33 protein-coding genes and 2 pseudogenes are annotated in these 26,903 nt (G+C 61.2%); 25 read left to right on the top strand and 10 right to left on the bottom strand.

Going from position 1 to position 26,903, the window contains the following annotated elements:
* From EOD29_RS28595 to EOD29_RS28615, 5 genes and pseudogenes are all read left to right on the top strand, one after another.
* Positions 1 to 75, top strand: a pseudogene (locus tag EOD29_RS28595) (IS5/IS1182 family transposase); the annotation flags it as partial.
* Positions 76 to 369: 294 nt separating this feature from the next.
* Positions 370 to 1,470, top strand: a complete 1,101-nt coding sequence (locus EOD29_RS28600; protein WP_127248612.1) for a hypothetical protein — start codon at positions 370 to 372, stop codon at positions 1,468 to 1,470.
* 235 nt (positions 1,471 to 1,705) lie between these two features.
* Positions 1,706 to 2,431, top strand: coding sequence for a hypothetical protein (locus EOD29_RS28605; protein WP_127248613.1), 726 nt, complete (start codon positions 1,706 to 1,708; stop codon positions 2,429 to 2,431).
* 56 nt (positions 2,432 to 2,487) lie between these two features.
* Positions 2,488 to 2,796 (top strand): hypothetical protein, encoded by a 309-nt coding sequence (locus tag EOD29_RS37425; RefSeq protein ID WP_348630462.1) that lies wholly within the window; start codon positions 2,488 to 2,490, stop codon positions 2,794 to 2,796.
* 458 nt (positions 2,797 to 3,254) lie between these two features.
* A complete protein-coding gene (locus EOD29_RS28615; protein WP_127248614.1) occupies positions 3,255 to 3,674 on the top strand; it encodes a DUF983 domain-containing protein in 420 nt (139 codons plus the stop codon).
* Positions 3,675 to 3,678: 4 nt separating this feature from the next.
* On the opposite strand, the gene EOD29_RS28620 is transcribed toward EOD29_RS28615, so the two are convergent.
* Positions 3,679 to 4,119: a MucR family transcriptional regulator gene (locus EOD29_RS28620; RefSeq protein ID WP_127215465.1), complete on the bottom strand. Its 441-nt coding sequence runs from the start codon at positions 4,117 to 4,119 to the stop codon at positions 3,679 to 3,681.
* Between the two features lie 48 nt (positions 4,120 to 4,167).
* On the opposite strand from EOD29_RS28620, the pseudogene EOD29_RS28625 reads away from it, so the two are divergent.
* Positions 4,168 to 4,773: pseudogene (locus EOD29_RS28625) on the top strand (flavoprotein); the annotation flags it as partial.
* Positions 4,774 to 5,581: 808 nt separating this feature from the next.
* Here the strand turns inward: EOD29_RS28625 and EOD29_RS28635 are convergent.
* Both EOD29_RS28635 and EOD29_RS28645 read right to left on the bottom strand, forming a co-directional pair.
* Positions 5,582 to 5,800, bottom strand: coding sequence for a hypothetical protein (locus tag EOD29_RS28635; RefSeq protein ID WP_095825913.1), 219 nt, complete (start codon positions 5,798 to 5,800; stop codon positions 5,582 to 5,584).
* 396 nt (positions 5,801 to 6,196) lie between these two features.
* Entirely contained in the window at positions 6,197 to 6,391 is a 195-nt protein-coding gene (locus tag EOD29_RS28645; protein WP_127248616.1) for a hypothetical protein, read from the bottom strand.
* 946 nt (positions 6,392 to 7,337) lie between these two features.
* On the opposite strand from EOD29_RS28645, the gene EOD29_RS28655 reads away from it, so the two are divergent.
* From EOD29_RS28655 to EOD29_RS28680, 7 genes are all read left to right on the top strand, one after another.
* The gene (locus tag EOD29_RS28655) at positions 7,338 to 7,760 is read left to right on the top strand and encodes a hypothetical protein (RefSeq protein WP_245475468.1); all 423 of its coding nucleotides are present in this window, start codon (positions 7,338 to 7,340) and stop codon (positions 7,758 to 7,760) included.
* Between the two features lie 30 nt (positions 7,761 to 7,790).
* On the top strand, positions 7,791 to 8,033 hold the full coding sequence (locus EOD29_RS28660; RefSeq protein WP_095825915.1) for a hypothetical protein: 243 nt from the start codon (positions 7,791 to 7,793) through the stop codon (positions 8,031 to 8,033).
* Positions 8,030 to 8,356, top strand: a complete 327-nt coding sequence (locus EOD29_RS28665) for a hypothetical protein (protein WP_179293666.1) — start codon at positions 8,030 to 8,032, stop codon at positions 8,354 to 8,356. Before EOD29_RS28660 ends, EOD29_RS28665 begins: the two co-directional genes overlap by 4 nt.
* Positions 8,353 to 8,628, top strand: a complete 276-nt coding sequence (locus tag EOD29_RS28670) for a DUF1488 domain-containing protein (RefSeq protein ID WP_095825916.1) — start codon at positions 8,353 to 8,355, stop codon at positions 8,626 to 8,628. The genes EOD29_RS28665 and EOD29_RS28670 overlap by 4 nt, the downstream gene beginning before the upstream one ends.
* Positions 8,629 to 8,743: 115 nt before the next feature.
* Positions 8,744 to 9,043 carry a DUF982 domain-containing protein gene (locus EOD29_RS28675; RefSeq protein ID WP_245322470.1) on the top strand — a complete coding sequence of 100 codons (300 nt, stop codon included), beginning with the start codon at positions 8,744 to 8,746 and terminating at the stop codon, positions 9,041 to 9,043.
* On the top strand, positions 8,970 to 9,125 hold the full coding sequence (locus tag EOD29_RS36130; protein ID WP_164747239.1) for a hypothetical protein: 156 nt from the start codon (positions 8,970 to 8,972) through the stop codon (positions 9,123 to 9,125). The genes EOD29_RS28675 and EOD29_RS36130 overlap by 74 nt, the downstream gene beginning before the upstream one ends.
* Positions 9,126 to 9,320: 195 nt before the next feature.
* Positions 9,321 to 10,073 carry an NYN domain-containing protein gene (locus tag EOD29_RS28680; RefSeq protein ID WP_066999207.1) on the top strand — a complete coding sequence of 251 codons (753 nt, stop codon included), beginning with the start codon at positions 9,321 to 9,323 and terminating at the stop codon, positions 10,071 to 10,073.
* 41 nt (positions 10,074 to 10,114) lie between these two features.
* On the opposite strand, the gene EOD29_RS28685 is transcribed toward EOD29_RS28680, so the two are convergent.
* A complete protein-coding gene (locus EOD29_RS28685) occupies positions 10,115 to 10,372 on the bottom strand; it encodes a hypothetical protein (protein ID WP_066995590.1) in 258 nt (85 codons plus the stop codon).
* A gap of 127 nt (positions 10,373 to 10,499) precedes the next feature.
* Positions 10,500 to 10,952, bottom strand: coding sequence for a DUF982 domain-containing protein (locus tag EOD29_RS37430; protein ID WP_245322461.1), 453 nt, complete (start codon positions 10,950 to 10,952; stop codon positions 10,500 to 10,502).
* Positions 10,953 to 11,497: 545 nt separating this feature from the next.
* On the opposite strand from EOD29_RS37430, the gene EOD29_RS28695 reads away from it, so the two are divergent.
* Together EOD29_RS28695 and EOD29_RS37435 are read left to right on the top strand one after the other, a co-directional pair.
* On the top strand, positions 11,498 to 11,707 hold the full coding sequence (locus EOD29_RS28695) for a cold-shock protein (protein ID WP_095825918.1): 210 nt from the start codon (positions 11,498 to 11,500) through the stop codon (positions 11,705 to 11,707).
* A 1,081-nt stretch (positions 11,708 to 12,788) separates the two neighbouring features.
* Entirely contained in the window at positions 12,789 to 13,001 is a 213-nt protein-coding gene (locus EOD29_RS37435; RefSeq protein ID WP_245475464.1) for a hypothetical protein, read from the top strand.
* 34 nt (positions 13,002 to 13,035) lie between these two features.
* On the opposite strand, the gene EOD29_RS28710 is transcribed toward EOD29_RS37435, so the two are convergent.
* From EOD29_RS28710 to EOD29_RS28720, 3 genes are all read right to left on the bottom strand, one after another.
* Positions 13,036 to 13,935 carry a hypothetical protein gene (locus tag EOD29_RS28710; protein ID WP_245475465.1) on the bottom strand — a complete coding sequence of 300 codons (900 nt, stop codon included), beginning with the start codon at positions 13,933 to 13,935 and terminating at the stop codon, positions 13,036 to 13,038.
* 189 nt (positions 13,936 to 14,124) lie between these two features.
* Positions 14,125 to 14,436, bottom strand: coding sequence for a hypothetical protein (locus tag EOD29_RS28715; RefSeq protein WP_127248617.1), 312 nt, complete (start codon positions 14,434 to 14,436; stop codon positions 14,125 to 14,127).
* 535 nt (positions 14,437 to 14,971) lie between these two features.
* Positions 14,972 to 15,247, bottom strand: coding sequence for a PilZ domain-containing protein (locus EOD29_RS28720; RefSeq protein ID WP_127248618.1), 276 nt, complete (start codon positions 15,245 to 15,247; stop codon positions 14,972 to 14,974).
* A 180-nt stretch (positions 15,248 to 15,427) separates the two neighbouring features.
* On the opposite strand from EOD29_RS28720, the gene tauA reads away from it, so the two are divergent.
* The 5 genes from tauA to msuE all read left to right on the top strand — a co-directional run bounded on the left by tauA (position 15,428) and on the right by msuE (position 19,990).
* A complete protein-coding gene (tauA, locus tag EOD29_RS28725; RefSeq protein WP_127248619.1) occupies positions 15,428 to 16,435 on the top strand; it encodes a taurine ABC transporter substrate-binding protein in 1,008 nt (335 codons plus the stop codon).
* A gap of 60 nt (positions 16,436 to 16,495) precedes the next feature.
* Complete coding sequence (locus tag EOD29_RS28730; protein WP_095825922.1) at positions 16,496 to 17,290, top strand: ABC transporter ATP-binding protein; 795 nt, start codon at positions 16,496 to 16,498, stop codon at positions 17,288 to 17,290.
* Positions 17,287 to 18,135 carry an ABC transporter permease subunit gene (locus EOD29_RS28735; protein WP_095825923.1) on the top strand — a complete coding sequence of 283 codons (849 nt, stop codon included), beginning with the start codon at positions 17,287 to 17,289 and terminating at the stop codon, positions 18,133 to 18,135. The genes EOD29_RS28730 and EOD29_RS28735 overlap by 4 nt, the downstream gene beginning before the upstream one ends.
* 44 nt (positions 18,136 to 18,179) lie before the next feature.
* On the top strand, positions 18,180 to 19,340 hold the full coding sequence (ssuD, locus tag EOD29_RS28740) for an FMNH2-dependent alkanesulfonate monooxygenase (protein ID WP_095825924.1): 1,161 nt from the start codon (positions 18,180 to 18,182) through the stop codon (positions 19,338 to 19,340).
* A gap of 89 nt (positions 19,341 to 19,429) precedes the next feature.
* Positions 19,430 to 19,990 carry an FMN reductase gene (gene msuE / locus EOD29_RS28745; RefSeq protein ID WP_095801593.1) on the top strand — a complete coding sequence of 187 codons (561 nt, stop codon included), beginning with the start codon at positions 19,430 to 19,432 and terminating at the stop codon, positions 19,988 to 19,990.
* A 108-nt stretch (positions 19,991 to 20,098) separates the two neighbouring features.
* Here the strand turns inward: msuE and EOD29_RS28750 are convergent, their stop codons facing one another.
* Positions 20,099 to 20,326: a polymerase gene (locus EOD29_RS28750; protein ID WP_095801592.1), complete on the bottom strand. Its 228-nt coding sequence runs from the start codon at positions 20,324 to 20,326 to the stop codon at positions 20,099 to 20,101.
* Positions 20,327 to 21,699: 1,373 nt separating this feature from the next.
* Positions 21,700 to 22,047: a hypothetical protein gene (locus tag EOD29_RS28755; protein WP_095801591.1), complete on the bottom strand. Its 348-nt coding sequence runs from the start codon at positions 22,045 to 22,047 to the stop codon at positions 21,700 to 21,702.
* A gap of 276 nt (positions 22,048 to 22,323) precedes the next feature.
* Between EOD29_RS28755 and EOD29_RS28760 the strand changes: the two genes are divergently transcribed.
* The 5 genes from EOD29_RS28760 (at position 22,324) to EOD29_RS28780 (ending at position 26,657) form a co-directional block, all read left to right on the top strand.
* Positions 22,324 to 22,545: a hypothetical protein gene (locus EOD29_RS28760; RefSeq protein WP_095801819.1), complete on the top strand. Its 222-nt coding sequence runs from the start codon at positions 22,324 to 22,326 to the stop codon at positions 22,543 to 22,545.
* Positions 22,546 to 23,292: 747 nt separating this feature from the next.
* Positions 23,293 to 23,772 (top strand): Hsp20 family protein, encoded by a 480-nt coding sequence (locus EOD29_RS28765; protein ID WP_095801590.1) that lies wholly within the window; start codon positions 23,293 to 23,295, stop codon positions 23,770 to 23,772.
* A gap of 91 nt (positions 23,773 to 23,863) precedes the next feature.
* Positions 23,864 to 24,370 carry an Hsp20/alpha crystallin family protein gene (locus EOD29_RS28770; protein WP_095801589.1) on the top strand — a complete coding sequence of 169 codons (507 nt, stop codon included), beginning with the start codon at positions 23,864 to 23,866 and terminating at the stop codon, positions 24,368 to 24,370.
* A gap of 72 nt (positions 24,371 to 24,442) precedes the next feature.
* The gene (locus tag EOD29_RS28775; protein WP_206520510.1) at positions 24,443 to 25,183 is read left to right on the top strand and encodes an ETC complex I subunit; all 741 of its coding nucleotides are present in this window, start codon (positions 24,443 to 24,445) and stop codon (positions 25,181 to 25,183) included.
* Between the two features lie 106 nt (positions 25,184 to 25,289).
* Positions 25,290 to 26,657, top strand: a complete 1,368-nt coding sequence (locus EOD29_RS28780; protein ID WP_127248640.1) for a DegQ family serine endoprotease — start codon at positions 25,290 to 25,292, stop codon at positions 26,655 to 26,657.
* Positions 26,658 to 26,903: the final 246 nt, after the last annotated feature.

The following is a 26,903-nucleotide window of genomic DNA, read 5'->3' on the forward strand; positions in this document are numbered from 1 at the left end:
GGAGGACTGACCACCAAGATCCACATGCTCGCCGATGCCCTTGGCCGGCCACTGCGCTTCATCCTCACCGGCGGGCATCCATCTCGCCGCAGCTATGTTATGGATGCGCTGAATGTCGATTCAGCCTAGAAGAGGACTGGCTGGACGAGAGCGAAAGGATCACAGACGAAGAGTCTAAATTGATCCAGAAGGCGAGTGCGCGAGCCGAGTCTGGAGGACTGGGTAAGCCTGAGGCCGGCAACTCCAAGTCAACATCCAGCCCCCACTAAGTCGGGCGCGACATCGAGCTGGCTCTGTCGTAGCTTAGGGCGAGCCAGCCTTTCACTATTGCAGGTATTCCTCAGCGGGCATTCGCCCGAAGGAGAACGCATGTCTGAAACCATCCCAAGCCACAGTGACGCGCAGGCCCTTGTCGGCGCCTACGACGAGGAGGGCCTGCCCTCCTCGGGCACCGAGGCTTCGGCTGACCTAGATGCAGGGACGGGTGACGGCGATGGCCTTTCCGGCTGCCCAGACACGAGGCCGTTGCGTGACCGCTCGCTTGCAGAACAGCTTGAGCTCACCTCGCATAGGCTGAATGTGAGCCGGTCGATCGGCTTCTTGCCGACTGCCGAGGCGACGTGGCTCTTCGCTACGTCGGAGAACCGGCTCGATAGGGGTGATCTGGCGCTCATGGAGCAGCTTTCTGACCTGCTGAGCGACATCGAAGCAGAGGACACAATTGCGACACTCGCCAGGAAACCCTGCGTGTATATTGCGACAACTCCAGAGTGCGATGTTGCGACAGCCGAGGTCAGCGCCAAAGAGCCCGCAGTCCCGTTGAGCCAAGGCGTTGCCGGTCGTGATGGTTCGCCTTGTGCAGTTGCGCCACCAAGTCCCTCTTTAATAACCACCCACCCTTCTGCATCCAGTCAGGTTGATAAGGCGAACGGACAGTCACGCGCATACAATCGTCAGGCTCTACGCTGGAACCGCTTGCCCCCCAACAAGCGGTTCCTTGCTACGATCGAGGCTGCAGCCCGCCAGAAGGGCCTTGCAGTCACTCTGGCGTTCTCAGAAGCGAGGGAGCGAGCCTTGATGGCTAGTACGGATCCCACCAGGCTTCTTACCCACTACCTAAACAGGGGGCTGAAGGCGGCGGGCGTGGCGGTCCCGTATTCACTGCGCCTCGAGGTCTCCCCAGAGGGGCGTCTGCATGCCCATGGTGTGTTGATCGCTTCGGCGCCAGCGGGTGCAGACGTTGGGCAGCTGAAAGCGGTCTTGGTCTCGGCAGCAGGAAAGATCCATGGCAGGGCTGGCTCCAAGCAGTGCGTCTTCAAAGATATCAGCGACGCCGATGGATGGCATAGCTACCTGCTTAAAAGCCATCGGAGGACCGCCAAGGCTCTCGGCACCGAGAAGACCTCTGTCATCTCCCGCGGCATGCTTCGGATTGCCAGGGCCGAGTATGAGGTGAGCAGCTCGGGCTGAATCCATGTGGCTACCTGACGCTGTCCACCGTGGCACCAGAAACGCCGGTGCATCTCCGGTGGCGTGGGCCGCTACGCGACCAGGTCTAAGGCTGTTCGGAATCGATTGTCTGCAAAAAGACAGAAAATAATCGAAACCCTTCGAACTACCGTCCGAATTTTCGCTATAACAGCGAAAGTAAATCGATACATGCAATATGTATCACGTAAGTGCATGAAGAGATAAGAGGAAATTTGTGCAAACTGGCAAGAAAATAAGCGATATGAGCCATGATGAATTTGAGGCGTTCGTCGCGAGAATGCAAAAGGCTCAGGACGACTATATAGAAGCGCACCCGAATGTTGACTACGACAGGTTCGTTACACTCCATCTGCCGATGGATGCACGTTTCGAATTCAATGTCGGGGATTTGGCGGTGTCGGCCAGGGAGTTGCTGACCATGTTGGCCGAGAAGGATCCCGATATGGCCGAAACGGCCGTCGCCATTCGGAACGAATTCTACGCCGGCGACGATACAAATGACCATGTTGGGCTCGGATTTGATCCACCTGACCCGAATCGCCCGTCGCGGGAAGAGCTCGCGGAGAAGCGACGTGCCCGAGCCAAGCTTAAGCCGGAACGTGATGCTGAGATTCGCAAATTCTTTGAGCTCCATGAGCGATCGGATGAAAGCCATGACGAATGGGCGGCAATCGCTGCACCGGCTCGAGCAGCTGTTGCGGCGGAACGACTTGCGGTGCGCCATCGTTCGAAAGCACTGGACCGGGATTGGGACGCGTTCGTCATCCAGCGAGAGACCTGGCCGCCGGAGCAGAGGGAAAGGCTCGAGCAGGAGGCCCGAACCAGGTTGAAGCAGCAAGAAGACGAGCTGGACAGGGAAAGCCAACGGGTCGCTGACAAATACTCTGACCTGCTCGACCAGGCCTATGCCAGCATTGAGCCCAAAGCGGAAAAGCCCTGAGAGGTCCGTCAAATTGCTAGGAGGGGTGGTCCGCGCCCCTCGCGTCCCCTGACCATTTGCCGTTCTCCCGCAATTGCCACGACCGGTCGAAAAGGTATTGGCCGATCGTCGCTGCGGCCGAGAAGTTGCCGGCCGAGTCCTTTATCCTCGATGTTGAGATGATCGCGACCGATCCCGACGGCCGGCCGAACTTCCACCAAATGCACTCCGGCATGGTGTGGAATGCCGAACAACTCGCCTTCGGCGCTTTCGACATCCTGCATCTGGGCGGTCAGGATCTTCGTGGCACCCCAAGGACGAGAGCGCGATCTGCTCTGCACGATCCGCGACATAGCCGGGCGTCCGGTCATGAAGATCAAGGTTGAATCAGGCGCGCCGGTCATCAGCGAACAGAATGAAGGACCCCGCACTGAGCGGTGATCAGCACTGGGGCCTTGGCCATGTCTACGCGGTACTCACACAGATGCCCGTCACCCAGGCAACGGGGGGCGGGCACCTGTCCGAAAGACCTTCACCGCAAAAGCTAGCCGGCTAGGCAGTGACCACCCGACCGGTTGGCCGCTTTTGTCCTTAGCCTGATTGGAACAGATTCTTCCGCGGTAGGTTCGGCGCCATGGAACGAAGCGATACTAGGCGCTTGCTGAGCGAGATCCGCCGACAAGAGCGGCGCAACTCGAACTGATCTGCGAAACCGCGCAGATCATCGCCGAAAGCGCTCGGCTGATTGAGCAATCTCGAAGCTCTTGTCACCGGTCGGACAAGATCAGCACTAGGGCGCGGCCACTCGCCGGAACAAACGTGCACCGGGCGCTGTTGGGGGCAGATGGTCACCTACAACGAAACAACGAATCCCACGCTTACTGGTGCGCGCGGTCTATGCCCCCGCTGTCAGCAAGGGCATCTGTTTTCCGGGTTCCTGACGCTTGCGCCGGAATGCGAAGCCTGTGGCCTCGACTACTCGTTTGCGGATCCGGCCGACGGGCCCGCGTTCTTTTCGATGTCGATTGTTGCGTTCCCCGCCCTGGCTTTCGCTTTGTGGCTCCAACTCGGCTTCAACCCCCCTTATTGGGTTCATGTGGTGACCACTCTGCCGCTCACAGTTGGCGCGTGCGTCTTGCTGCTTCGGCCGCTCAAGGGTTGGCTCGTCTGCTCTCAGTATTTTCACAAGGCGCAAGAAGGTTCGATCGATCGCGAATTTCACGCACAACAGGCCGAGCGGCGGGGTGGAACAGAGGAGCTGTAGCGCTCTATTTCCGCTTGGCCGCCCGTTTCACGGGTTTAGCCGTGGGCTTGCGACCAAGCCCGGTCGCCTTTGCCAGCGTTGAGCGCTGAGCCGCATAGCTCGGCGCCACCATCGGATAATCACGCGCCAAACCCCATTTCTCGCGGTACTCGTCGGGCGTCAGGCCGTGCAATGCAAGATGCCGCTTCAGCGATTTGAACTTCTTCCCGTCCTCGAGGCAGATGATGTAGTCGGGGAACACCGATCGCTTCGGATTGACCGCGGGCGCCTGGGCCGGCGCCTCAGGTGTTGCCGTCTGCCCGATCGCGGCCAGGGACAAATTCACGCTCGCGATAAGATCCGGGAGCGAGGCAACCGGCACGGGGTTATTGCTCACATAGGCGGACACGATGTCGGCGGTGAGCTCGATCATTTGGCTTCGGCTGTTCTCAATCTCTTCCGGCATAAAGTATCTCCGCCAGTGGCAACAAGTTTCGCAAGTCTCTTAGCCGGTTTGCCAGCTCGCCGCGAGCTCGGATCGGATGCCAGAGATCTCGTTGTGAGCAGCCGCGTTCAGCTGATCACAGGCTTTGCAACAACGGCTATTCGCGAAGTCGACGGTGGTCTGGTGGTGGAAGGGCTGTCGGCGGATGGTATGCGAACAGTTGGTCCTGTCGACAGGATCGTCGCCGCGACCGGTCAACGTCCGGACCTGTCGATTACCCGAGAACTTCGGCTTGACCTTGATCCGTGGCTCGAAGGCGTCAAGGCACTAGGGCCGCTCATTGATCCCAACGAGCACTCCTGTGGAGATGTTCCGCCGCACGGCCACCGCGAGCTCAGCCATCCCGAGCCCGGCTTCTACACCGTCGGCATCAAGAGCTATGGCAGGGCTCCGACCTTCCTGCTGTTGACCGGCTATGAACAGGTGCGCTCGGTGGCGGCGGCAATTGCCGGGGACCTGGTGTCCGCTGACGCGGTGCATCTGGCCCTTCCGGAGACCGGGGTCTGCACAACCACGAGATCGATCACTTCGATCTCGGCCGCCTCGAAAGGCTGTTGTGGCGGCCCAGCCCCGATAGAAGCCGATGCCTGTTGCGTTGCCCACGCCGAAGCGAAAGCCGGTGGCAACGCGGTCGCCCTCGGAGCTCTCGTCGGTCCTGCGCAGGTAGGGGCTCGAGCGATCGAAATGCTGGTTGCTCGTTACCATCATCCGATCTGGACCAAATATGCATCTGTGACTTTCGTGGCGATCGGCGTCTCGGCGCTGTGGGCTGGCCTGCCATACATCCCGGTTGCGCTCGCATTCTACGGCGCCGGCATCGGGTTGGAGTCGATGGCGCGAGGAACTCTCCCGTTAGCGCTGTTCCGGCCATCAGGTTACGCGAAGCTCATAGGCCGTCTTGCCATGCCAAGTCTCATAGCGCAGGCGGCGGCTCCTTCGGTCGCCGCTTTGTTGTTGGAACATCCGGGTGCCCAAGGCATGTTGGCTGCGCTAGCAAGTCTCGCTCTGGCGAACCTTTTGCTAGCGCTGCTCCTAGGCTGGCTCATCATGCGGCGACGTTCTGCTGTCCAGATTGGATAACACCGAGTGGGATCTTAAACGGGTCTTTCCGCTTCCGGCCCCAATCTGTTGCTGCAATGCGCCCCCATCCGGCCATTGGAGCTAGCTTGCCCGGCGGCCGTAAGCAGACTTCGCTGCTCAAAAGGCGAGAACGATGCACAGAGACGAAGTTAAGGGCGCAGCGAAGGACTCCGCGGCTAGGTATTCAGCCACGCCTTGGCGTGGGAATTAAAGCAAGGTCGCTTCGGTCGGCGTTAGTCGTGGAAGCCGCTGCTGGGGACAGAAAGCCACAGGCGGCGTTACTGGACGGCCACGGTCTCGCCGATGATGCATTGGCACAGTGACTCGTCGCTGCTAGAGACCGCTATTTTTCCACTCCAAGGCGAAGCCGGACCGAAGCCTCTAGGTCTTTGGCAAAACCAAGTGCGAACTGAAGAACCGTCGTTTCATTCGAAGCGACAGATCCTTGGCCCTCAATGGCGATCGGCAGTTCTATTTTGCCGCCGGTGGAGGTCACGCGAACATTAAATAGAAGCTGGCCACCGGGCCGCTCCTCAACGGTTATCAATTCGAGAGTTGCCATTGTCACTATCCCACCGGTTACCCAATCCCCCAAACCCCAACCTTGCCTCGCCGGGATTGCAGTTTGAGGCGCTAATCACCAGGGCGGCTGTTGCGGTAGACATCTTGGGCCAACGAGGGGCTCGTTCAAATCAGGCGATTGCGTTCCGCGAGTTCGCGTGCCCGCCTCAGAGTGCCGTCAGTGTCAGCGATCCTGCGCCTTGCTGCTTCGGCGGTTCTAATCGTCAGCCGAGCTGAGATGATCTTGGGTGACGTGGCGACCGCGACGATCACGAGCGGCGGTGCATCCGGTGTTTTCATGGTTCTCATGGGTCTTATCCTTTCAAGTGAAATGACTGCAGGGGCAGTCGACATTCGGCGATTATCAGCATGGCCGGGCCAGGAGCCCTGAACCGCATTATGGGCTTGCCCGGCCGGCTTCTTCCCGCCGCTTGACGTCCTGAATATTCAGTTCACCAACAATCTTTTCCGCCCGGCGCGTCTTGATGCCGACCATCATCTTCTTCTCGAACTCGGCAGGTTGGCCGGTGAAGATATCGAAAACGGTCCAGCTGTTCGGCTCGTCCATCCTGAGCGCGTAGCGGTTTGCCATGCTCGCATCCTTCTCGTTTTCGCCTCTCGCCAGATGCCGACCAGTTCAGGCTTTAAGATAATAAAAACCGAGGCCAGCACAGCGACAATCCAGAGCGCGACACACGCCTCAAGGCGAGTGGACCGAATGAAGAGAGCGCCACACCCATGCGTTTCGCCGCAGTCTCCATGCCATTCGCACTAGCCCGCCCCGTCGGGACAGGTAACGACCCCTTGATGCCAAGCTTGCCAAACCTGCGAGGCGGTTCACGCATGGACAAGACCCTGGCGGTGCTCAAAATGCCAGGCTCCTCGGTTGGCGCGGCTGTCGGGCGATCATCCTCCAAGGGCACTTCTTTCTTGTCGCGGAACGGGTGCGCATACCCCTCTATAAACAGATTGCCTCGCGATAGATAGGATCACCGAAATTATTTGTCGGGCCCGCTAAATTATCGGCCGGAATAATTGCGAGACTCGGAAAATATCGCGCCGGATGACGTGAATTCCGGCCGATTTTCTTGACCCTGTATTTCGCTTTGTTATTTGGCCACGAGAAATAAAACGCAGCGACCACCTTGTTAACGGCGCAATGGGGGCGCATATATAAAATTCGTTGATTTGGTCGAAGTGGCATTCAATCCTCGCCACGTGCCTCCGAATTGTCGATAGTGAATGCATTGCGTCGCTCCCGGCGCGGCATGTCGCTTCGTTCGAACATTGTTTCGCGGTTGGGCTGAATTTGAAGCGGAAGGCGCATGTGCGCGTTTCCGCAGAAAGCCGCAAGTGACCACTCGCACCACGCCGACCTTCATACGCCTCGCTGAGGAGTCTCTCGAAGGCGCTTCGCGCACGGCATGGCGCCGCGTGGCCGCGTTCACCAGCCATCTCCGCGCGGGGGTCCAAGGAAAATTGGTGCAGATTGAGCCGGCCTTACTCGAGGCGGCGCTCGACAAGGACCGGAGACAACCATGACCACCCTCATGCAACGCAACGCACGACCCATCCAGCACGGAGCCCCGGCGCGCCTTTTTGACATCGGACAGGCGGTCCGGTTGAAGGGCGGTCTCGGCGTCGGTCCAAAGACCGGCGAAATCTACCATGTCACTCGTACCCTGCCTCCGAGGGGAAACTCGCCGCAATATCGCATCCGCAGCGACGCCGAACCGCACGAGCGGGTGGTCACGGAGGACAGGCTGGAACCGGTCGCCGAGGTATCGCACGGCGGCATAAGGCTCATCGAAAGGACATTCGACATGGCCAAGGGACAGAAACGCTCGAACAGAGAGATCAGGAAGCCGAAGCAGGAAAAGCTTCCGCTGAAGCCTGAGAGCGCGTTCGGCCAAATCAAAGGCGCGAGCGGCATCCACACCCAAAGCAATAGCAAGGGCTGACGGCAGGATGTTTGCGCGCGACGGGCTCGGATGAAGGTCGTGATGGAATTCTATCGCACGCGCGTTGCCGACGACGCGCACGCCGTCGTCGGCCGTGAGACCGTAGAGGCGGCCGACCTCGACGCGGCGATTGAGATCGCGCTGCTTCTGGCAAGGACGCTGAACATGCCGCAGTGGCCAGATGCGGTCGCAATTGCCGACGCCGACGGGACGACGATCTACTCCGGCGTCATTCCCGCGCAGGCGGGGACAGACAAAGGGCCGCCACCATGAAGGCGAGTAACCAGCGCACCGATGCCGCTCGCGAACCCTCGGCTCGTCCAGGCGAGGAAAATGCAGCCGGCGCGCAGGCATGCGCCTTTAGGGACCGCCAATATGGCCGCCGGGTCGAACCCGATCGTTCCTGGACGGTTTATCACGTCTTCACTGGCATCCCGGCATATGTGGACGGCGCCTTCATGATCGGGCTCAGCCGTTCGGAAGCGACCAAAAGCATGCTGTCCCTCAACCTTCGCAACAGCGAGCGCCGCAAGGCGAGGACCGCCGCGCGGTCATTCACCGCCGGCGCTCCCGAAACACCGGCAGGCCAGTCATGACGCTCGCCTTCCCGAACCCGAGCCGAAGCTTCGATGAAGCACGCAATGCCGTCTGCTTCATCGGCTATGACGGCATGTTTCAAGTCCGTTTCTTCATCGAGGCCGAGGCGCTGGCCAAATCCGGCGTTGCCCTGGGCGGAAACGGAAGCGCCGAGAAGGCCTGTCTTTCGGCATTTGACGCGTTGCGGCCCTCCATCCAGGACCTCGCCGGGAAAGTTTATGCCCGCAACCGCCGCGATTCCTATACTTTGACCGCCGCGGATTTCCGGTAGCAGCGTCCGGTGCGATCAAAGCGGGTAAACAATACGCCCCTGCCACGCTCGTCTTTGCATGCAATCGGGCGTAGGGTGCACGATGGCAGCCAAGATTCCGGTTCCGTGGTTGTCTATGGCCGGTCCGATCGGCTTCACTCTCATTGAGCCTGTCGCACAGGCATCCGATTTCCTGTTTGACCATTGGCCTGGAAACGACAGCCTAGCTTGGAGGGACGCGATGAAGTGCTGCGCCGGAGATGCTGCTGCCGAGGACGCGATTGTCGCATTTCTCACCGCGCTTGAGGCTGCGGGCCATTTTTGCCTAGGGAGACTACCATACCTGCATACGGAGAGTTCGAATGGCGATGAAGCCAAACTATCAATACGAGCGGAGTCAACGAGACAAGGCAAAGGCGGCCAAGAAAGAAGCTAAGCTTGCGGGTAAAGCTGCGAAGGAGAAACCTTCATCCAAAGAGCAGAAAGAAGCGCGAGAGCCCGCTGCTGACGAAAGCTGAGGCATGGCGACGACAAAGCGCGAGACGGATACCTTCGAAATCGACGTGGAGTGTCCCCGTTGCCATTATCAGGCAAAGACCCTCGTCGGCTGGATTCGTACTCACACCCAGATGGAATGCTCCAACTGCGGCGACATCATTGACATTGAGAGCAAAAACTTCAGGTCGCATGAACAGCGCTAGGGAAGCTCTATGATACCGTCCGAGCTGCGGTCGCCGCGCCTTGCCGTCCTGATCGATGCCGACAATGCGTCGGCCAAGATCGCCGATGGGCTGTTCGAGGAGATCGCCAAGATTGGCGAGGCCAGCGTGCGTCGCATCTACGGCGATTTTTCAAGCTCGCGCTCGAAAGCGTGGGCCGACGTTCTTTCGAAGCACGCAATCATACCCCAGCAGCAGTTCGCCTACACCACAGGCAAGAACGCCTCGGACATCACGCTCGTCATCGACGCGATGGACCTCCTCCATAGCGGTCGGTTTGACGGTTTCTGCCTGGTTTCCTCCGACAGTGATTTTACCCGGCTGGCCGCCCGCATCCGCGAGCAGGGCATCGACGTCTTCGGCTTCGGCGAACAGAAAACGCCCGAGAGTTTCCGACAGGCATGCAGGCGATTTGTCTATACCGAGAATCTGCTTCCGTCTGCGCCGGGCAACGAACCTGAGGCGGTATCGAGCGTGAAGCCATTGCAACCGCCCTCAGCGGCCGTGCCGATCATTCGGAAGATCATCGCGCAGATGGAAAGCGAGGATGGCTGGGTTCCGCTCGGTGCGGTCGGCACGCAGCTTGCCAATCTGGCCTCCGACTTCGATCCCCGCACCTTTGGTTTTCGCAAGCTGAGCGATCTCGTCCGCAAGACGAACGCGTTCGAAATCGACCGCCCGGAGGGCGGAACGTTGCGCATCAGAATCAAACCGCAGGCAGCGCGGAGGGGAGGGCGGAAGACGTGACCGGTACGGCGCAGCTATCCGAGTCCTTGCAGGTTGGCTATTTATCGACCGTCTGGCTTTTCCATGCTCGCCCGGTCCTGTTCGGTGCGCAGCTGGTCGAGCAGATCGATCAAGGCTTCGCCTTCGGGCGAGCCAGGCCCGCGGGCCATGAACGTCTCGATGTCAACCTCGGAGGGTTGACCGCCCGAGGCCCGGTTTGGCTCATGCCTCACGAAAATCTCATCGCGCTCGCCGACCTTAACGACCAGCCAGCGGTCGCCGTTGGAACTTGTGTAGAATGCCCGTGACGGGTTTGACATGGCGGACCTCCTTTGACCTGTCTGCAAACGGCATCACGCTGGTCGTCTGTTCATGTCGGTTGGCCAGGTAACTACCCTCGGCGTGCGGATAGATATATCCCGCGTGTCCCTCGGCAAGCCCGCTCCGTTATTGCCCCACCAGGATACCAGCCTCGCGCGCAGCCAAAGCGAACGCCCGCCGAACGCTCGATATGGGCTTTTTGTCCGCGCTGGCATCGTGGCAAGCCTGGAGCGCGGCGCGATGTGACGGTCCACGCTTGCCCGGCCACTTCCGAAGCAGAAATGACGAGCATTCGTAAACGTCAGTGATGATCGTCTCGGCGCCTTGAGCACTGGCCCGAACAGTCACCGGCTGAGTGAATTTGGGATTTTGCATCGCTGTCCTTAGGGCATCGACGCCTGGATAGCGAGGCAATTCCACGTTCCGCCCCAATTCGCGCGGGACCTCCCAGTTCGCCGTCAAGCCGTTTTCTTGACGCGAGGTGTTTCTCCTGGTCGAGGATCTGCTGAGCAGCTTATGCGTCTTATCGTGCTCGAGCTCCTGCGCCCATTCCCCAAAGAGCCGGCCGGGCAATGTCATGGGTGCTCAACCGCCTGGCAGGCCGCCAGCAAGCCGGACTTGAGAGCATGAGGCCGGCGACTTCCAAGCGAGGCCCTTCGATGAAGTGCATTTCCAAGTCTTCTTGCCGGTCGACTTGAACACCTGTTCGATTTTCCTGAGGTGACCCTTCCTTTCCTTAAGGTGGTCCTCCGCGGGGGAATTGGCATGGAGAACGAGCGGACGCAACGATTGGTTCTGTTCAACGCCTGGCGTCTATCCGCCACTCGCGGTGATCGTCCCGCCATCCAGGTCGGATGGTGGATTACGCAATCAGCTGCCGAGTGTCATTCCAGAACCGCCTCGCCAGTTGGAAGCTCGTCCGTCAGTGAAGAATTATTTCCGGCCGCGCCTTGCTTAGAAGACAGAGTGGGCCTATGTTGCAAATATCGATCTTGTCTGTCGAACTTTGTTTCTGACGCGATACGCGTCTTCGGCGATCTTCTCCTCTCAAAATCGATCTGAACTGTTTGCCGTGTGTCTTGCACGGCAGGCAATTTTCTATGGATGATTGAAAGGAAATCGCCATGAATACGGGAACCGTTAAGTTCTTCAACGCGACCAAAGGCTTCGGCTTCATCGAGCAGGGTGGCGGCCAGCCGGACGTCTTCGTCCACATCTCCGCTGTCGAGCGGGCGGGTATGCGCTCACTTGTCGAGGGCCAGAAACTCAGCTTCGATCTCGTGAAGGACAACCGCAACGGCAAACTCGCGGCCGAGAACCTGCAAGCCGCATAAATTGTTGCGCGGGCCGTTGACCACGGATGTACTGGCATTGGCCACAGAGCGCAGATGAGAGAGGTCGGGCAAGCCCGACCTTTTTTCTTTTCCTGGTTGGAGACCGCATCGTGCGACACCCTGAAATACCGCAAGGAATATTCAAACCCAAACCGACCGCGATCGAAACGAAGCAGGACGCCACAACCAGGGCAGCCCGCCAAATTGTCAACGGTGAAGCCGCCGCCCGAGAACAGAAGACCGAGCGGTTAAGGCTGGCGAGGCGTGCCAGTGAGGCAACAAATATATCCACGCCGACGGCGAAGAAGCGAACGAACGGGCGTAAGCACGGCTAAGCTGTATCAGCGAAACGATCCGGGCACCCTGGGACGAGCCGTTTGCCGGGGCAAAGTCTTAGAAATTTTCGCTACAAAGGCGGCGCAAAGTGCGCACCTGCCCTCTCGCTGAACGGGGTAAGAGGCCCGGCCTGATACGCCCAAGTCCCGCTGACTTCCCCGCCCAGGCCGGGTCGCCCCAGCTCCACTTGAAGGCGAGCTACGTGGCCTCGTCAGTCACCCAACCCATGGACTTTCGGGCGCCGGTCTCCAACGGCCCGGCCAGTCATCTTGGTAGCTGCGGCCTCCGGTCTGTCCTCGCTCGCGACCTTGTGAGAGGTCGCGGCTTCACCGGACATAGTTCAAACCCTACGGCTATCATTGCTTCCCGACCTTAGAGGGGATCTTCTCGCGCCTTTTTCGCGCGAACAACTGCACTGTCTGAGCGCGGCCATAAACGCCTCGGCTGCCAGGTCGCATTTGCGCTTGGACGGACCGTTGCTCTGGATCACAATTTCGGCCTGCCTGGTTGTCAGGCCGTGCTTTGCCGCAAACTCGTCTATGTCGGCTCCCGTCCAGCACGACCGCTTCAAACCTTGCATTTTATTTCCTGGTCCCGAAATCGTGAGGAGCCAACGCGGGACCGTCGATAAGGTTTCAGATCAACGTCGAGAGCCCTCAACTCGGCTGGTCGCCAGAGGCGCCTTCTCGTCGACGGCTTATGGAGCGTCACCACGCTCTCGTACTCTTTCCGTTCTGGCCGCTGAATGGCAGGCAACTTACATAGCCAGGGCTATGGCCTCGGCTGGAACCTGCCGCCACCACAGCCTTACTCGACGATTGCAACCGACTGGGCCGACGGGATGTCCTTCATCCCCAGGCTCGAGCAGTTCTGTTTGATGGTCGTGCTGCCGGACCACTGGATCTTGTCGGCAACGACCTGGGTGCAGCCGCCGCTCCCCGAGAAGTTGCCCAGGTAGTTGACCTGCTGCTTGGGGAAATAGATGGCACCGGTCAGAAGCGAGCTCGCGGTGCCGTTGAAGGTGTTGATGTGCTGGTGCCAGTCCTGTCGCCATAGAACAGCACGCCCGAATAGGTGCCCGAGGTCGGCGCGCTCAGCGTCACCGTGGCGTTGCCGTTCATGCTGACGGTGTTGCTGCCGGACATGAACATTGTCACACCGGTTCCGGATACGACCGCGCCGGCGTTCACTTTCAGGCTACCCTGGACGACATAGGTGCCGGGCTGCAGCGTGACATTGCCCTTGAGGTCCATGCCGCTGCAGTAAGTTCCGGGCTGGAGTGTTTGCGACGACTTGCTGCCGTTGACGGTCTTGCACGGGTTGCCAGCCGCCGGTGCCGGCAGGCTGGAGAAGGGGTCCGACGCCGGCAGGGCCTGGGTGATCGGAGACTTGCAGACGGTGGTCACCGGGTTGCTGAGCGAAACGCCGCCGACCGCGATCAGGCAGTCGGCCTGAAGCGCCGCCGAACCCTGCACCTTGACGGCATCGGACTGAGCCGAATTCGACATGACCGAGCACCCAGTCAGCTTGACGCTGGTGTTGCCCGAGAAGAGCGCCGCCTGGTAGGCCGACGGATTGAGCGCCAGCACACAGGCCTTGGAGGCGTCGGTGATGAGCGCTACCGCTCTGGCGCGCTCCGGCACTTTGCTCTCGGAGAAGATCGAAGTGAAGATGCGATCAAGGTTCTGGTTGAGGATGACCTCCACCGCCTTCTTGGCCGTGTTCGGCCCCGAGGTCGGCGGCGCGTGGACGGTGATAGTACCATTGCCGAGGCCGTTGTCGGTCGCCGACTGGGTAGCGGCAGCAGTGATCGTCGCCGTGTCGGATCCAGCGATCTTTTCCAGCGCGCCTGCATAGGCGGCGGCGTCCTCATCTGTGCCGGTTTCGAGCATGGGGTTCAGGAGGCTCGTGCATCGCCGCTTAAGAACAAGCGTTGAACGAATGCTTATTGGCCCAGGAGGGGTCCGAAGCCTGTGGGAACAAGCAAAAGGCCCGTCGCTTGGCAACGGGCCTTCTGACCTGCCGGGCGGGAGAGTGTTATACCGCCTAGCGGCTAGTTCACTTCCGTTTCGGCGTATGCCTTAGCGATGCGCGATCAGCTGACAGAGCTGTCGTAAGTCGCGGTCATAAGTATCCTGACTGCTGAGCACGTCCACGCAGCGTTTTTTCATCCGGACCAGTTGTGCGCCGGACATGTCGCCGACGACACTGACCATTCTCGCGTTGCTCGGATCAGGGGGATTGGTGGGATTGGACAGGCTGCTCAGACGCCTTGCGGTCCCGGCACCTGCTGTGACACCGCTTATTCCGACATCGGCTGCAGAGCCAAACACGTTCGCGTCACCGGTCGTCGCCGCGAGCCCTTGTGTTACGCCCTTTGTACCACCCAGCATTGCATCAGCTCCGGCCCTCAGGGTTTTAGGACCGTCCACCGTGGCACCCAGTCCGGTCGTGATCCCATCTGAACCTCCGACAGTTGCGGCAGCTCCGGGCCTCAAGGTATTAGGACCGCCCACCGTGGCACCCAGACCGGTCGTGATCCCATCTGAACCTCCGACAGTTGCGCCAGCTCCGGCCCTCAAGGTATTAGGACCGCCCACCGTGGCACCCAGACCGGTCGCGATCCCATCTGAGCCTCCGGCAGTTGCGGCAGCTCCGGCCCTCAAGGTATTAGGACCGCCTACCTTTGCACCAATCCTGGCCTTCAAAATCTTGGTCTTGCCTACCGTCGCGCCAGCGCCGGAGTCGATCACAGTCGGGTCGCCTACCGTGGCCCCGAGACCTGCGCTGCCACCGCTCGATCCGACCGAAGCTCCCAGCCCGGCGTTAATGCCGCCAGTTAGGATTTTAGTAGAATTCCGCTGAGGAAGCCGTCAGCAATTTGGCTCACCGGGCTTGAGCTAGCTGTGAGTTCTGACGATGCTTGCTTCAGCCATAGTGAAGACGGGGTTTTGGCAATGTCCCGGTGAATTGGACACCAACCCGGTCGTTCCTGCGCCACCGCAAAACGGACTGGTAGGCGACGCCGTCGGTCGGCACATATAAGACGAAACGTTCAGGCACACGCGCTTCGACGGCCACCTTAAGTTCAGCGCCGCCATTGTTCTGGTTTCGGATCGTGCAACTGATTTCGGAGTTCGTGATTCCGTTGATGATCGCCGCGCCTTTTAGGACGCGCTGTCGCCGTTCTCGGCGATTTTCCATTTCTCCGCACGATCACGCGTCGGACCGGCTGACGACCCAGATGAGAGCCAATTTTCCGCTCTCCCCTTGTCATTCGGAAAATCGTTCCTGTCTAATTCTATAAACTAAGTAGATTGTGAGCCGACGCTCAGATGGAGCGGGCAATCGAGGGGTGAACCCTCCGCTCAAAGGATCGATCTCATGCGAAAACTGATTTCCGCCGCCCTGGTTGCGCTCGCAGCGGCGGCCAGTCCTGGAATGGCTCATGCCGACGAGAAGAAGGTCGTCATCGCTTACCAAACCGGGGCTAATCCCTATAATCTTGGCATCGCCAACGGCGACCTTGCCAAGAAAACCGGATGGAACATCGAATTCCGCCGCTTCAATTCAGGCGCCGACATTTTCGCAGCTATCGCTTCCGGCGACGTCCAGATCGGCGATGTCGGATCGAGCCCGTTCTCGGCTGCCGTCAGTAAGGGCCTCGATGTGAAGGCGTTCTACATCTCGTCCGTCTCTCGCGACGGCGAGGCGCTGGTGGTGCGCCCAGAAATCAAGTCGCCGGCGGACCTGCGCGGCAAGAAGCTTGCTGCGGCGCCGGTCTCGACCGACCATTACCAGCTTCTCGCGGTGCTCAAGCAGGAAGGCATCTCCGAGAAGGAAACCCAGGTTATCGCTATTCCGCAGCCCGAGATCGTCGCGGCCTGGAAGCGCGGCGACATCGACGGCGGCTTCGTCTGGGATCCAGCGCTGTCCGAACTCAAGAAGAACGGCAAGGTCCTGCTCACGGCCGGCCAAGTTGCTGATCGCGGCGCGCCCACCTTCAGCGCGCTGGTCGTCACCGGCGCATTCGCCAAGGCCAATCCGGAGTTCCTCGGCCAGTATGTCAGGCTGATCGACGGCTACAACCAGGCCTATCTGAGCAACCCGGCCGCCTGGGGGCCAGACTCCGAGAGCGCCAAGCTGATCGCGAAATTGCAGGGCGGCACAGCGGCCGAGAATTCGGAGCAGTTGAAGACGACGGTCGTCCCGCCGCTCGACGAACAGGTCTCAGACAAATGGCTGGGCGGCGGCGAGAAGAGCGCGGTGGCGAAAATCCTCAAGGACACCGCGGGCTTCCTGAAGGACCAGCACAAGATCACCTCGATCAAGGACAGCTACGCGGCCTTCGCCGATCCGCAATATGCGGCAGTGGCCAAGGCCTCGAACTAGCAATCCCTGAAGGAAACGCCGATCTGGCTGGCACGCCAGCCAGATCGCCTGGAGGCCACCATGCTTCGAATCCGCGATGCCAGCGTCACCTTTCCGGGTTCCGACGGCCAGCACGTACACGCGCTCGATCACGTGTCGCTCGATATCGCTCCCGCTTCCATTGTTGTCGCGGTCGGCGCTTCCGGGTGCGGCAAGTCGACATTGCTGAACGCGATCGCCGGCTTCCTGCCGCTTACCGAAGGCACGATCACGTTGGACGGACGCGAAATCGCGGCGCCGGGCGGCGATCGCGGCGTCGTGTTCCAGAAAGACACCCTGCTGCCCTGGGCCAATGTGCTGGACAACGTCGCGCTCGGCCTGAAGTACCGGAGCGTCTCGCGCGGCGAACGCCATGAGCGGTCGAGGCACCTTCTTGAACTGGTCGGGCTCGCCGATTTCGCCGAAAAGCCGCCCTACGAACTGTCGGGCGGCATGCGCCAGCGCGTCGGCATCGCCCGGGCGCTGGCCACCGATCCGAAAATCCTTTTGATGGACGAGCCATTCGGCGCCCTCGACAGCCTGACCCGCGAGACGATGCAGCAGCTTCTGGCTTCCGTCTGGGCCAAGACCGGCAAGCAGATCCTGTTCATCACCCATTCGATCGAGGAAGCCCTCACACTCGGCACGACCATCGTCGTGATGTCACCCCGGCCGGGCCGCATCATCGCGCGCTTCGATGCCGATTTCGTGCGCGATTTCGCCGAAAGCGGCGATATCGGGCCGATCCTGTCCCGCCCGCGCTTCATCGAGCTGCGGCAGGAAATCCGCTCGCTCATCCACCAGCCGGAAGGCGCCCGCAGAGGAACCTTGCAATGACGCTCGCCGCCAATTCCCGAACCCCGTTCCCTCCCGCCACGGCTCAGCTGAGGCCGTCTCCCCGGCCGCGCAGCTCAGCATCGGCAAGCACGTTCGGCATCAGCCTGGTGACGGTGGCGGGGCTGATCGCATTGTGGGCACTCGCAGCGCAACTCGGCTGGGCATCGTCGCTCTTCCTGCCATCGCCGGCCGACGTATTGACCCAGTTCAACGCCGTCGCGGCCGATGGCTATGCCAATGGCACGCTGCTCGACCACACGCTGGCAAGCCTTGGCCGCATTGCCGCGGCCCTCGGCATCGGCATTTTCGTCGGCATTCCGCTTGGCCTACTCATGGGGCTCAATCGTTGGGTAAAGGGCATCTTCAGCGTGCCGATTGATCTCTACTGGGGCTTGCCGCCGCTGGCCTACCTGCCGCTGCTGATCATATGGCTCGGTATCGGCGAAACCTCCAAGATCGTTCTGCTCTCGCTGTCGACCTTCGCGCCGATCTGCTTCGCGGCACAGGCGGGTGTGCGGTCGGTGCCCGTCGAACGCATCAACGCCGCGCTGTCGCTCGGCGCCAGCCGGCTGCAACTCTTCACCAGCATCATCCTGCCGTCCGCTCTGCCGGAAATCCTGACCGGCCTGAAGATCGCCATCGGCGCCGGACTGTCGACGCTGGTCGCGGCCGAGCTGATCGCAGCCCAGTCCGGGCTCGGCTACATGATCATGTCGGCGGCCAATTTCCTGGCGACTGACGTCGTGTTCGTTGGCCTCATCGTCATCGCCGTGCTCGCCTTCGCCTTCACCAGCGGCATGCGCTGGCTGGAACATCGCCTCATCCCCTGGAAGGGCAAGCTCTGAGGCTTGCTCCCATAGATTCCGCAATCATTGAAGGAGACAATCCGATGTCCGGCAACAGCACCCGCCCGCTCGATATCTACTGGTACCTGCCGACCCATGGCGACGGCCCCTATCTCGGCACCGACGAGCGGCACCGGCCGGCAACCTTCGGCTATCTTAAGGAAATTGCGCAAGCCGCCGATCGGCTTGGCTTCCAGGGCGTGCTCCTGCCCACGGGTACACGGTGTGAGGACGCCTGGATCGTGGCCGCCGGGCTGATCCCGCTGACCGAACGGCTGAAGTTCCTGGTGGCGCTGCGGCCGGGCAGCGGGACGCCGGCCCTGTTCGCGCGCCATGCGGCCACGCTGGACCGCATCTCCGGCGGCCGGGTGCTGCTCAACGTCGTCACCGGGGCGGATCCTGCCGACCTTGCCGGCGACGGCAACAAGCTCGGTCATGACGAGCGCTATGCCCAGACTGATGAATTCCTCACGATCTGGCGCCGTATCCTGTCCGGAGAGCCGGCGGACTTCGAGGGCAAGTATCTATCTGCTCACGGCATCGACATATCTTTCCCGCCGGTCCAGCAACCCTATCCGCCACTTTGGTTCGGCGGGTCTTCGGAGGCGGGCATCGAGGTCGCCGCCAAACACACGGACGTCTATCTGAGTTGGGGTGAACCCGTCGAGCAGGTGAAGGAGAAGTTCGATAGAGTCAGGGCACGAGCGGCGGCTCAAGGTCGCAAAATCCGCTTCGGATTGCGCATAAACCTGATCGTGCGTGAAACGGAGGAGGAGGCCTGGGCGGCGGCGGATCGACTGATCAGCCGCGTCACCGACGACGTGATCGCTGAAGCCCAGCATCAATTCACCAAGGTTTCGGAGTCGGTCGGGCAAAAGCGCATCTCCGCTCTGCACCAGGGACGCCGCGACAAGCTGGTTATAGCTCCCAATCTATGGGCCGGATTGGGTCTCGTCCGAGGGGGTGCCGGCACCGCGCTTGTCGGGAGTGCGGAAAGCGTTGCTGCCCGCATTCGCGAATATCAAGAGATAGGGGTGGAGACGGTTATTGCCTCGGCCTATCCGCATCTGGAGGAAGCTTTCAATGTTGCCGAGCTGCTGTTTCCACGGCTCGGACTGCAGGGTGAATTGCCCCTTAAGGAGCGCGGCTGGGATCTGGAGTTTGGGCGCGGCCGGGGCGCGGGCGTCCGAGTAGCGGCGTCTTAGGCAGGTCGAGGAGAGAAGTGGTGCGCGCAGCATCGCTGGTGCCGTGCCAGGCCCGCTTACATCTGAGTTTGACCATCGGAGTTCGGCTTATGTCAAATCCATCAATCGTCGGTTTTTCGGGGAACTTCAGCCGACCCTCGAAGACCCGCGCTTTCGTCGACCTCGTCGTTCAGAACATCGCAGGCCGCCACCACCTTTCCCATCGAACCTATGATGTCGAGGATGTCGGTCCCTCGCTGGGGGCCGCCAAATCGCAGCGCGACCTCGACGCGCAAGCCCAAACCGTAGTTGCAGATGTTGTCGCCGCGGACGTGCTCGTCGTCGGCTCTCCGACATACAAGGGTAGCTATACCGGGCTGTTCAAGCATTTTTTCGACTTGCTCGATCCAACGGCCTTGAGAGGTAAGCCCGTGCTTCTCACAGCCACCGGGGGCGGCGAGCGCCATGCCCTTGTCGTTGAGCATCAACTCAGGCCGCTATTTGGCTTCTTCGAGGCCTTCGCGCTGCCCACAGCCGTGTACGCGACCGACAAAGACTTCACCGATGGTGTGCTTCGGTCCGAACTGATCCTGAAGCGAGCGGCGCAGGCGGTTGATGAAACCGCGGTTCTGCTAGCCACCAAATCCGGTCTCAGAATAGCCGCCGAATAGATCCATGCCGCGGTGCTTCAGCGGGAAGTGTAGCGTCTCGCCTTCCGGGTCGCGGCAAGCGGGCGCGGCGGCGCGGGCTTCTCCCGAGACTGCGCTCGCCCAGGGGCGCTAATCGGGCCTTGGCTCTACCAGACCGGCATCGACGTGATCAGGTAGACGCGCGTGCGTTGGCCTCGCGACTGACGCGGTCGTCATGGCGTCCGGCGGCAGGAGGATTACCATCTTCGCCCCTTCATCAGGCCAGAGAGGCTTGCCTGCCAGCAGGAACACAGTGGCGACAAGGCACATCAGGAGGATGGCGGCGCAGAGGTTGGCAATCATCTCGCCCAGTTGCACAGCGGTTTCTCCCAATGAAACACCCGCCGCTTCGCAGGTCGCGGCGGGTGGTTGATCACAACAACTGACTGACGATGAAGGGACATGTTACTCGCCAGTCCCGACTCCAATGGCATAGCTGGCAATATGTTTCGTCGATGCGACCTTTGAGTTGGAAGGTTGGACGTTGGTCTTACACGGCGGAGCTAAACCTCTAAGCCCCACGGGGCGCGCACCAGCAACTCATTGGCGCCTGGAGACCAAGTGAGCGCGTAGGCGCATCGCGCGGCTATCGCCAGAGCTATCGCCACGGCGAAAGAAGACAGGTTGTTCCTCGCCAGCACTATTTAGGATCACCAGCCCTCGAACCGCCGTGGGCTCCGCCGCCGTAGCTGTGCCGTGCAAGGCTGGAACCTTCCAACGTCGATCAGACGAGTTGCGGCCCGGTAGCCTTTGGGTGCGGCGTTTGGGTGCGGCCACCGGGCCTTGGCCGGCAGGAGACATAGATGGCCGGCGCGCGAATATATGCGCATCTGCTAATACATGGAAATTCAGCCGAAAGGTCGAACCTGCCTTGAACCACCAACATGACGGCCGGACGCTGCAAGGACGCATCGACGTGGGCATGGCTGTTACCGGTGGCTGCCTCGATTGCCATCGCCATCAGAGGCTCGATCCGCCGGCGCTGCGCGACCGCTTCGGCCCTGACGCTCCCGCAATGACGTGGGACTTGAGGCCGAAAATGAAATGCGCGGTCTGCGGCGGCAAGCGGATCACGCTGACCTATTCGCCCGGCCCCAGCCCGAAAAAAACTCAACAAATGACCTCAGACGCCTACGCCGTCGGCGAGGGCAGGTCGGCTGACGAGCGGGCAACGAGACGGAGCTGGGCAGTTTGTAGCTCAGGGCTGCGGGGAATTGAGCCAGCTTGAGTAGCCCGCCGGCTCCGGTCGGCGGGCATCTTGTCGACCCATGGAATTGAGCAATGCGGCGATGACCTCGGCCGGAGGTTGAACGCCTATGAAGCTGCGGACAAGCCCATTTGCACGGCTTTCCCAGTCTTGTCTCGGAAGACAATCCTCTACGACCGAACGCCGGAAGACTTCTCGGATGATCTCAAATTCAAAAGCGGAAATGAAATTAGCAGAGCGCCTGGTCACGGCTCTCTCCCTGTGGAGTTGAATTGACTTCAGCGCCCGTGTCCGGTCGATACTGCGGGCGACAACAGAAGCCTTATATCCGCTCCCATGCCCTCGTCGCTCACAATTGTTGCAATGCTCTTAAAGATGAGGACGAACGCGAGCGGGGCAGTCCGAGCCGGATACGGTGCGGTCGCCCGACTCGGAGCCCTTCTTGCCTATAGCGGGTTCCCGCTGACGGCAGCACGCGATCGCCTCACGCGCTCAGCCGGTCGACCAGCTGCCGGTGGTCCTCATCGCCGGAGCCGTCAGGCAGCGGGGCAGCCGCGTCGAGCCGGCGCAGCGCATCCATGATGTCGTCGAAGGAGACCGGCCGCTCGGTGCCCGGCGGCTGGCGCAGCGCCGGCATGGATTCCACGGCGCAAGCGTCGGATGCCCACGACGACAGGATCGCCCGCTTTTCCCATATATCTAGTGAGCCGTCCTCCAGCACATCCTGCGGGTGCTGAAAATGCCTGGCCGGCGACAGCAACCGGTCGAGCGAAAGGTCTGATATTTCGGGAGCAAGGGAAGGAATGATCGGCGAAAGTGTCTGTCGGTCCATTTCTGTCCTCCGTATCAAAAACTCCTTGTTTCGGGTGCCAATTTCTCAACTGTCCCGGCGGCGCCGACAGCCGTTAATTTTGTTAAGCTCAATCGCGAATTCAAGGCCCTCGCGATCGAATTACCGCATGTTTTCAGCGCACTAGCACTCTACGATCGAGAGCGCCAAAATTTGCGGCACCCTCTTGAAATTGGAAGAAGGCAAAATTAGCTCGAGATGCGCAAGATCGCGAGCCCCGCTCCGGGAGTGGGTCTCAGGAAAGATTGGGAGGCCATCATGGATGTGATGAGCGGCACCGGTCCAGTCCCGACGCCGACACATGTGCCGAGCGAGTTCCTCGCATATGAGGCGGAGTGCCGAGAAGCGCTGCAGCCGCTGCTTGCTGGACTGCTCGACGCGGCCGAAACCGCCGGCTGGAGACGCCGCACCGCCGCCTCAACACTGATGTTCCTGGCGGCGCAGCAGGTATCGGCAGCGGCTACGCCGGCCAAGGGCTGAACCGAAAGCTCGCCAAGCAGGCGAAATCATTTCAGATCCCGCGCTGCATCGACGAGCAGCCGATGCAGATGAGGGTCGTGTGATTGCGGGGCGATTGCGAGAATGCATGAAGGTGGTGGGATGCAGCCGACCTGGCTGAGGAACTCAGTCTTGCCCCGGCCGATGTGGCGCACTGGCTCAACGGTCGCGCCCCGGTGCCGCTTGCCGTTGCCGCCTGGAGGCGTTGGTCAAAGCCCACAAGGCGCTTCCGCCGGCGAGCCTGAGCCGGACCGAAGTGTCAGCGCCGACCGGTTCCGCGCCGCCCGCGGCTCGCCCCGAGGCCGTTGCCGCCGCGACAACTGGCCAACAGCATGATCGAGGAGAAAAGCAGCGCCGCGTTGCAGCGCTATCGGCGGCCTGCTTGCAGCCTGATTCTCGCAGAGCTCAAGCTTGTGCGCTGGTTTCATAGGAAGCGGGCAAAAGGCTATTCGGCTCCCTGGATGGGAGCAAACGGTGGCCCCAAAGCGACCGAGCCGCGCAGGCTACGAACTCACCATACGCGGAAAGCCAAACCGGAAAGGCGCGTCTCCTATTGATGTCGGCACCCCTCCGGATTGGCACCTTCTGCCAGGCCACTTGAACACGGACACCGCCGAACTAAATCGTACTCCGCCGGAGGCCCATCTTGGGGGCCGGCGTGTCGGGCGGATGCAACAGCATCCGCCGACGTCAGTCTTGTACCCATGTTGCTCAGAGGAGGATGTGGCTATGAGAACCACTCTCGATTTCACCCCACTTTTCCGGTCGGGCATCGGCTTCGACCGAATGCTGAACGCGCTTGAGGCCGCGAGCCGCGGCGAAACCATCGACAGCTGGCCTCCATATGACATCGCCAAGCTCGGCGAGGACGATTACCGCATCACCATGGCGGTAGCTGGCTTCAGCCAGGACGATCTGACCCTAACCCAGGAGCAGAACACGCTCATGGCGTCCGGTCACAAGGCGGGCGAGGAGAATGGCCAGTATCTTCATCGAGGCATTGCCAGTCGCGCGTTCCAGCGCCGTTTCGAGCTGGCCGACCACGTGAAGGTGGTGAACGCCAGCCTGGTCAGCGGTTTGCTGACGATCGATCTCAAGCGCGAAGTTCCTGAAGAGATGAAGCCGCGCCAGATCGAAATCGCGACGAGCGGCAAGGCGACGCCGAACTCCTCGCCGAACCAGATCGAGGCTGAGAAGCCGGCCGCCTAAGGCATTCCGCGAGCGCACTCGCGCGCGGGCGCCGGGTCATGAGCCCGGCGCCGAATGGTGCATTGTCACAACGAACGAAAGGAGAAGAAAAATGAGCGTTCGAGATCTGATCCCTTGGGGCCGCGACAACGGCAATCAGGCGACCTTATTCCGCGCTGGCGACCGTGATCCGTTGCTGGCGCTGCATCGTGAGGTGAACCGGCTGTTCGATGATGTCTTCCGCAGCTTCGGTTCGACCCTACCTGCCTTCAGTGGCGCTTCCGCCTTCGGCGGCAGTTGGCCAAGCGTCGAGATTTCCGACGGCGAGACGGAGGTCAAGGTGACGGCCGAGGTGCCCGGTCTTGAGGAGAAGGACATCGAAGTCCTGCTCGACGACGGCGTGCTGACGCTGAAGGGCGAGAAGCGTTCCGAAACGGAGGACAGGGACAGGCAGTTCTCCGAGCGCTTCTATGGCCGCTTCGAGCGCCGTATCCCGCTCGGCTACGAGGTCAAGGAAGACAAGGTCGATGCCCGCTTCAGCAATGGTGTGCTGACCGTGACCTTGCCCAAGAGCGAGAAGGCGCAGTCGCAGGGAAAGCGCATCGCCATCAAGAGCTGACGCGTGGCAGGCGCCGGCTGGATGCTGCCGGCCGCCGCCGGCAGCATCCTTGCCACACAGGGAGGATGAACGATGGAGAGACAGGTTGACAGACCAAACAGAACACCAATCCCGCAGGGGCGGTCGTCGAACGACAACCGGCAGAAGCCCCTTTCGACGGGACGCTCGACCTTCCCGGGCGACGCCGTCGCACGGATCTATAAGCCGTCCCGCGCGGCGACGACTTCCGGCAGGGCCCGCGCGCGCGGTTGGCGTCTCGTTTTCGAGCGGCGCACCGCGCCCTTTATAGAGCCGCTAATGGGCTACACCGGGAGCCGCGACACGCTGACCCAGGTCGAGTTGAACTTCCCGACGCTGGAGTCGGCCGTTCGCTACGCAGAGCGACAGGGATTGTCCTATGTCGTTCAGAATGCGACGGAGCAGGCTGATGATGGGGCGACCAGGCCTGCCAAGCCCGGAAGGTCGACCTACGGCTTTTCCAACATGACACTCGACCGGCTCGGACTTGGCGCGCTTCAGGAGAGCTACGGGTGCGCCCTCGACGGCGCTGCAAACCGCAACGATCCATCCGGTCCGGAAAGCTGGACGTCGCCGATGGGCGTGGCCCGCGATCCGAAGCTGACGCTGGAGGCCAAGCGCTCGATCCTGATGAACTGGGCTTGGACGGAGTATCTGATCGATCTGGCGACCAATGAGGGCATGCCTGAAAACGACCGCCCCTCGCGCCTCGACGAGGTCCAGCAGGCGCTGCTCGCGCTCGAACGGGAGGTTGCGGCTGACCAAGCCAATTCAGGCATGCGCAAGGCGGCATGAGGTGTGCCTACGAGCGGGTCTGGAGCAAGTTCCGGGCCCGCTTTTTCAACCCCGCGGGCGTAGCCCCGCAGACAGGAGTGACAACACCAGGTCAGGGAGGCAAACAATGCTCGCTCTCACACCGAACCTCCGCGTCGTCGCCGTTGCGATGGGGGCCATTTTCTTCAGCCTCGCTCCCGTTGCTGCGCAAACGGCGGCACCGGCTGAAGCATCCAGCCTGCCGACGCTTGCGCCCATGCTGGAGCGCGTCACACCGGCCGTCGTCAATATCGCGGTCGTTTCCAAAGCCCCCAAGGAAGACAATCCGCTTTACAGCGACCCCAATTACCGGCGCTTCTTCGGGCCGGAGCAGCTGCCGCAGGCCAGGATGAGCGCCGGCTCTGGCGTCATCGTCGATCCGGCGAAGGGCTATGTCCTGACCAACAATCACGTCGCTGGGGAGGGCAGCGAAATCTCGGTCACCCTCAAGGACGGCCGGCAATTCCCGGCGAAGCTGATCGGCAGCGACAAGGACACCGATATCGCACTGCTTCAGATCGACGCTAAAAACCTCACGGCGATAGAGACAGGCGATTCAGACGCCCTGAAGGTCGGCGACTATGTCGTGGCGATTGGCAATCCCTTCGGTCTTGGCCAGACCGTGACCTCCGGCATCGTCAGCGCGCTTGGCCGCAGTGGACTCAACATCGAAGGTTACGAGGATTTCATCCAGACCGACGCCTCGATCAATCCGGGCAATTCCGGCGGCGCCCTGGTTACTCTGGACGGCAAGCTGATCGGCATCAACACGGCTATCCTCAGTCCAGCCGGCGGCAATGTCGGCATCGGCTTCGCCGTGCCGAGTAACATGGTTGTTTCCGTGATGAAGCAGTTGATCGCCCACGGCGAGGTGCGGCGCGGAAAGGTGGGGATCGGCATCCAGGATTTGACGCCGGACCTCGCAAAGGCGCTGCAGCTCGGAGACCTCCGCGGCGCGGTGATCGCCAATGTCGAACCCGGCTCGTCGGCAGAGAAGGCTGGATTGCAGGTCGGCGATGTCGTCACCGCAATCGACGGACATCCCGTGCAAGGCACGACCGACCTCAGAAACCGCATCGGCCTCACCCCTGCCGGAAGCACCGTCAAATTTGCCGTCAAACGCGCTAATGGCGAAGTCACGATCGACGTGACGATCGCTGCACAGGAAAGCGCGTCGGAGACGCTGGCAGGCACCCTCCTGCAGGGCGCCAAGATGAGTGACGCTTCGGCCGAGGAAGCCCAGCGGGCAGGCGCGGACGGGGTCGTCATCGAGAGCATCGAACCCGCTAGCCCGGCGGCGAGAGCGGGGTTGCGGACCGGCGACATGATCGTGGCGGTCAACCGCAAGCCGGTCTCTTCCGTGTCCGATTTGCGCAGTGCGATCGCTGGCCAGCGCGCAATACTGGCCTTGGAGCTGGTCCGTGACGGGGGGCGTCTTCTGCTGGTTGTGCGATAAACTCCGGAGCCCGCTCGACCTTCCCTCGAGAGCGGGCTCTTCCAATTTCTGGCCGTCGGGATGTTCGCTGCCTACATCACCGAGCATGGGGTGATGACGGACGGCGAGTCCCTTCGACCAACGCTCTCGCCATCAAGCGCGTTGGGAACCGGCAAGTAGGCGTTCGCCATCAGCGATCCCCCGCTAACGGAACGCTTGACGCCTTTCTCCTGCTCGATTCCCCTGATCGAGCGCAGCGATCATGTC

It is taken from the genome of Mesorhizobium sp. M1A.T.Ca.IN.004.03.1.1 (genome assembly GCF_003997555.1).
Taxonomy (GTDB): Bacteria; Pseudomonadota; Alphaproteobacteria; order Rhizobiales; family Rhizobiaceae; genus Mesorhizobium.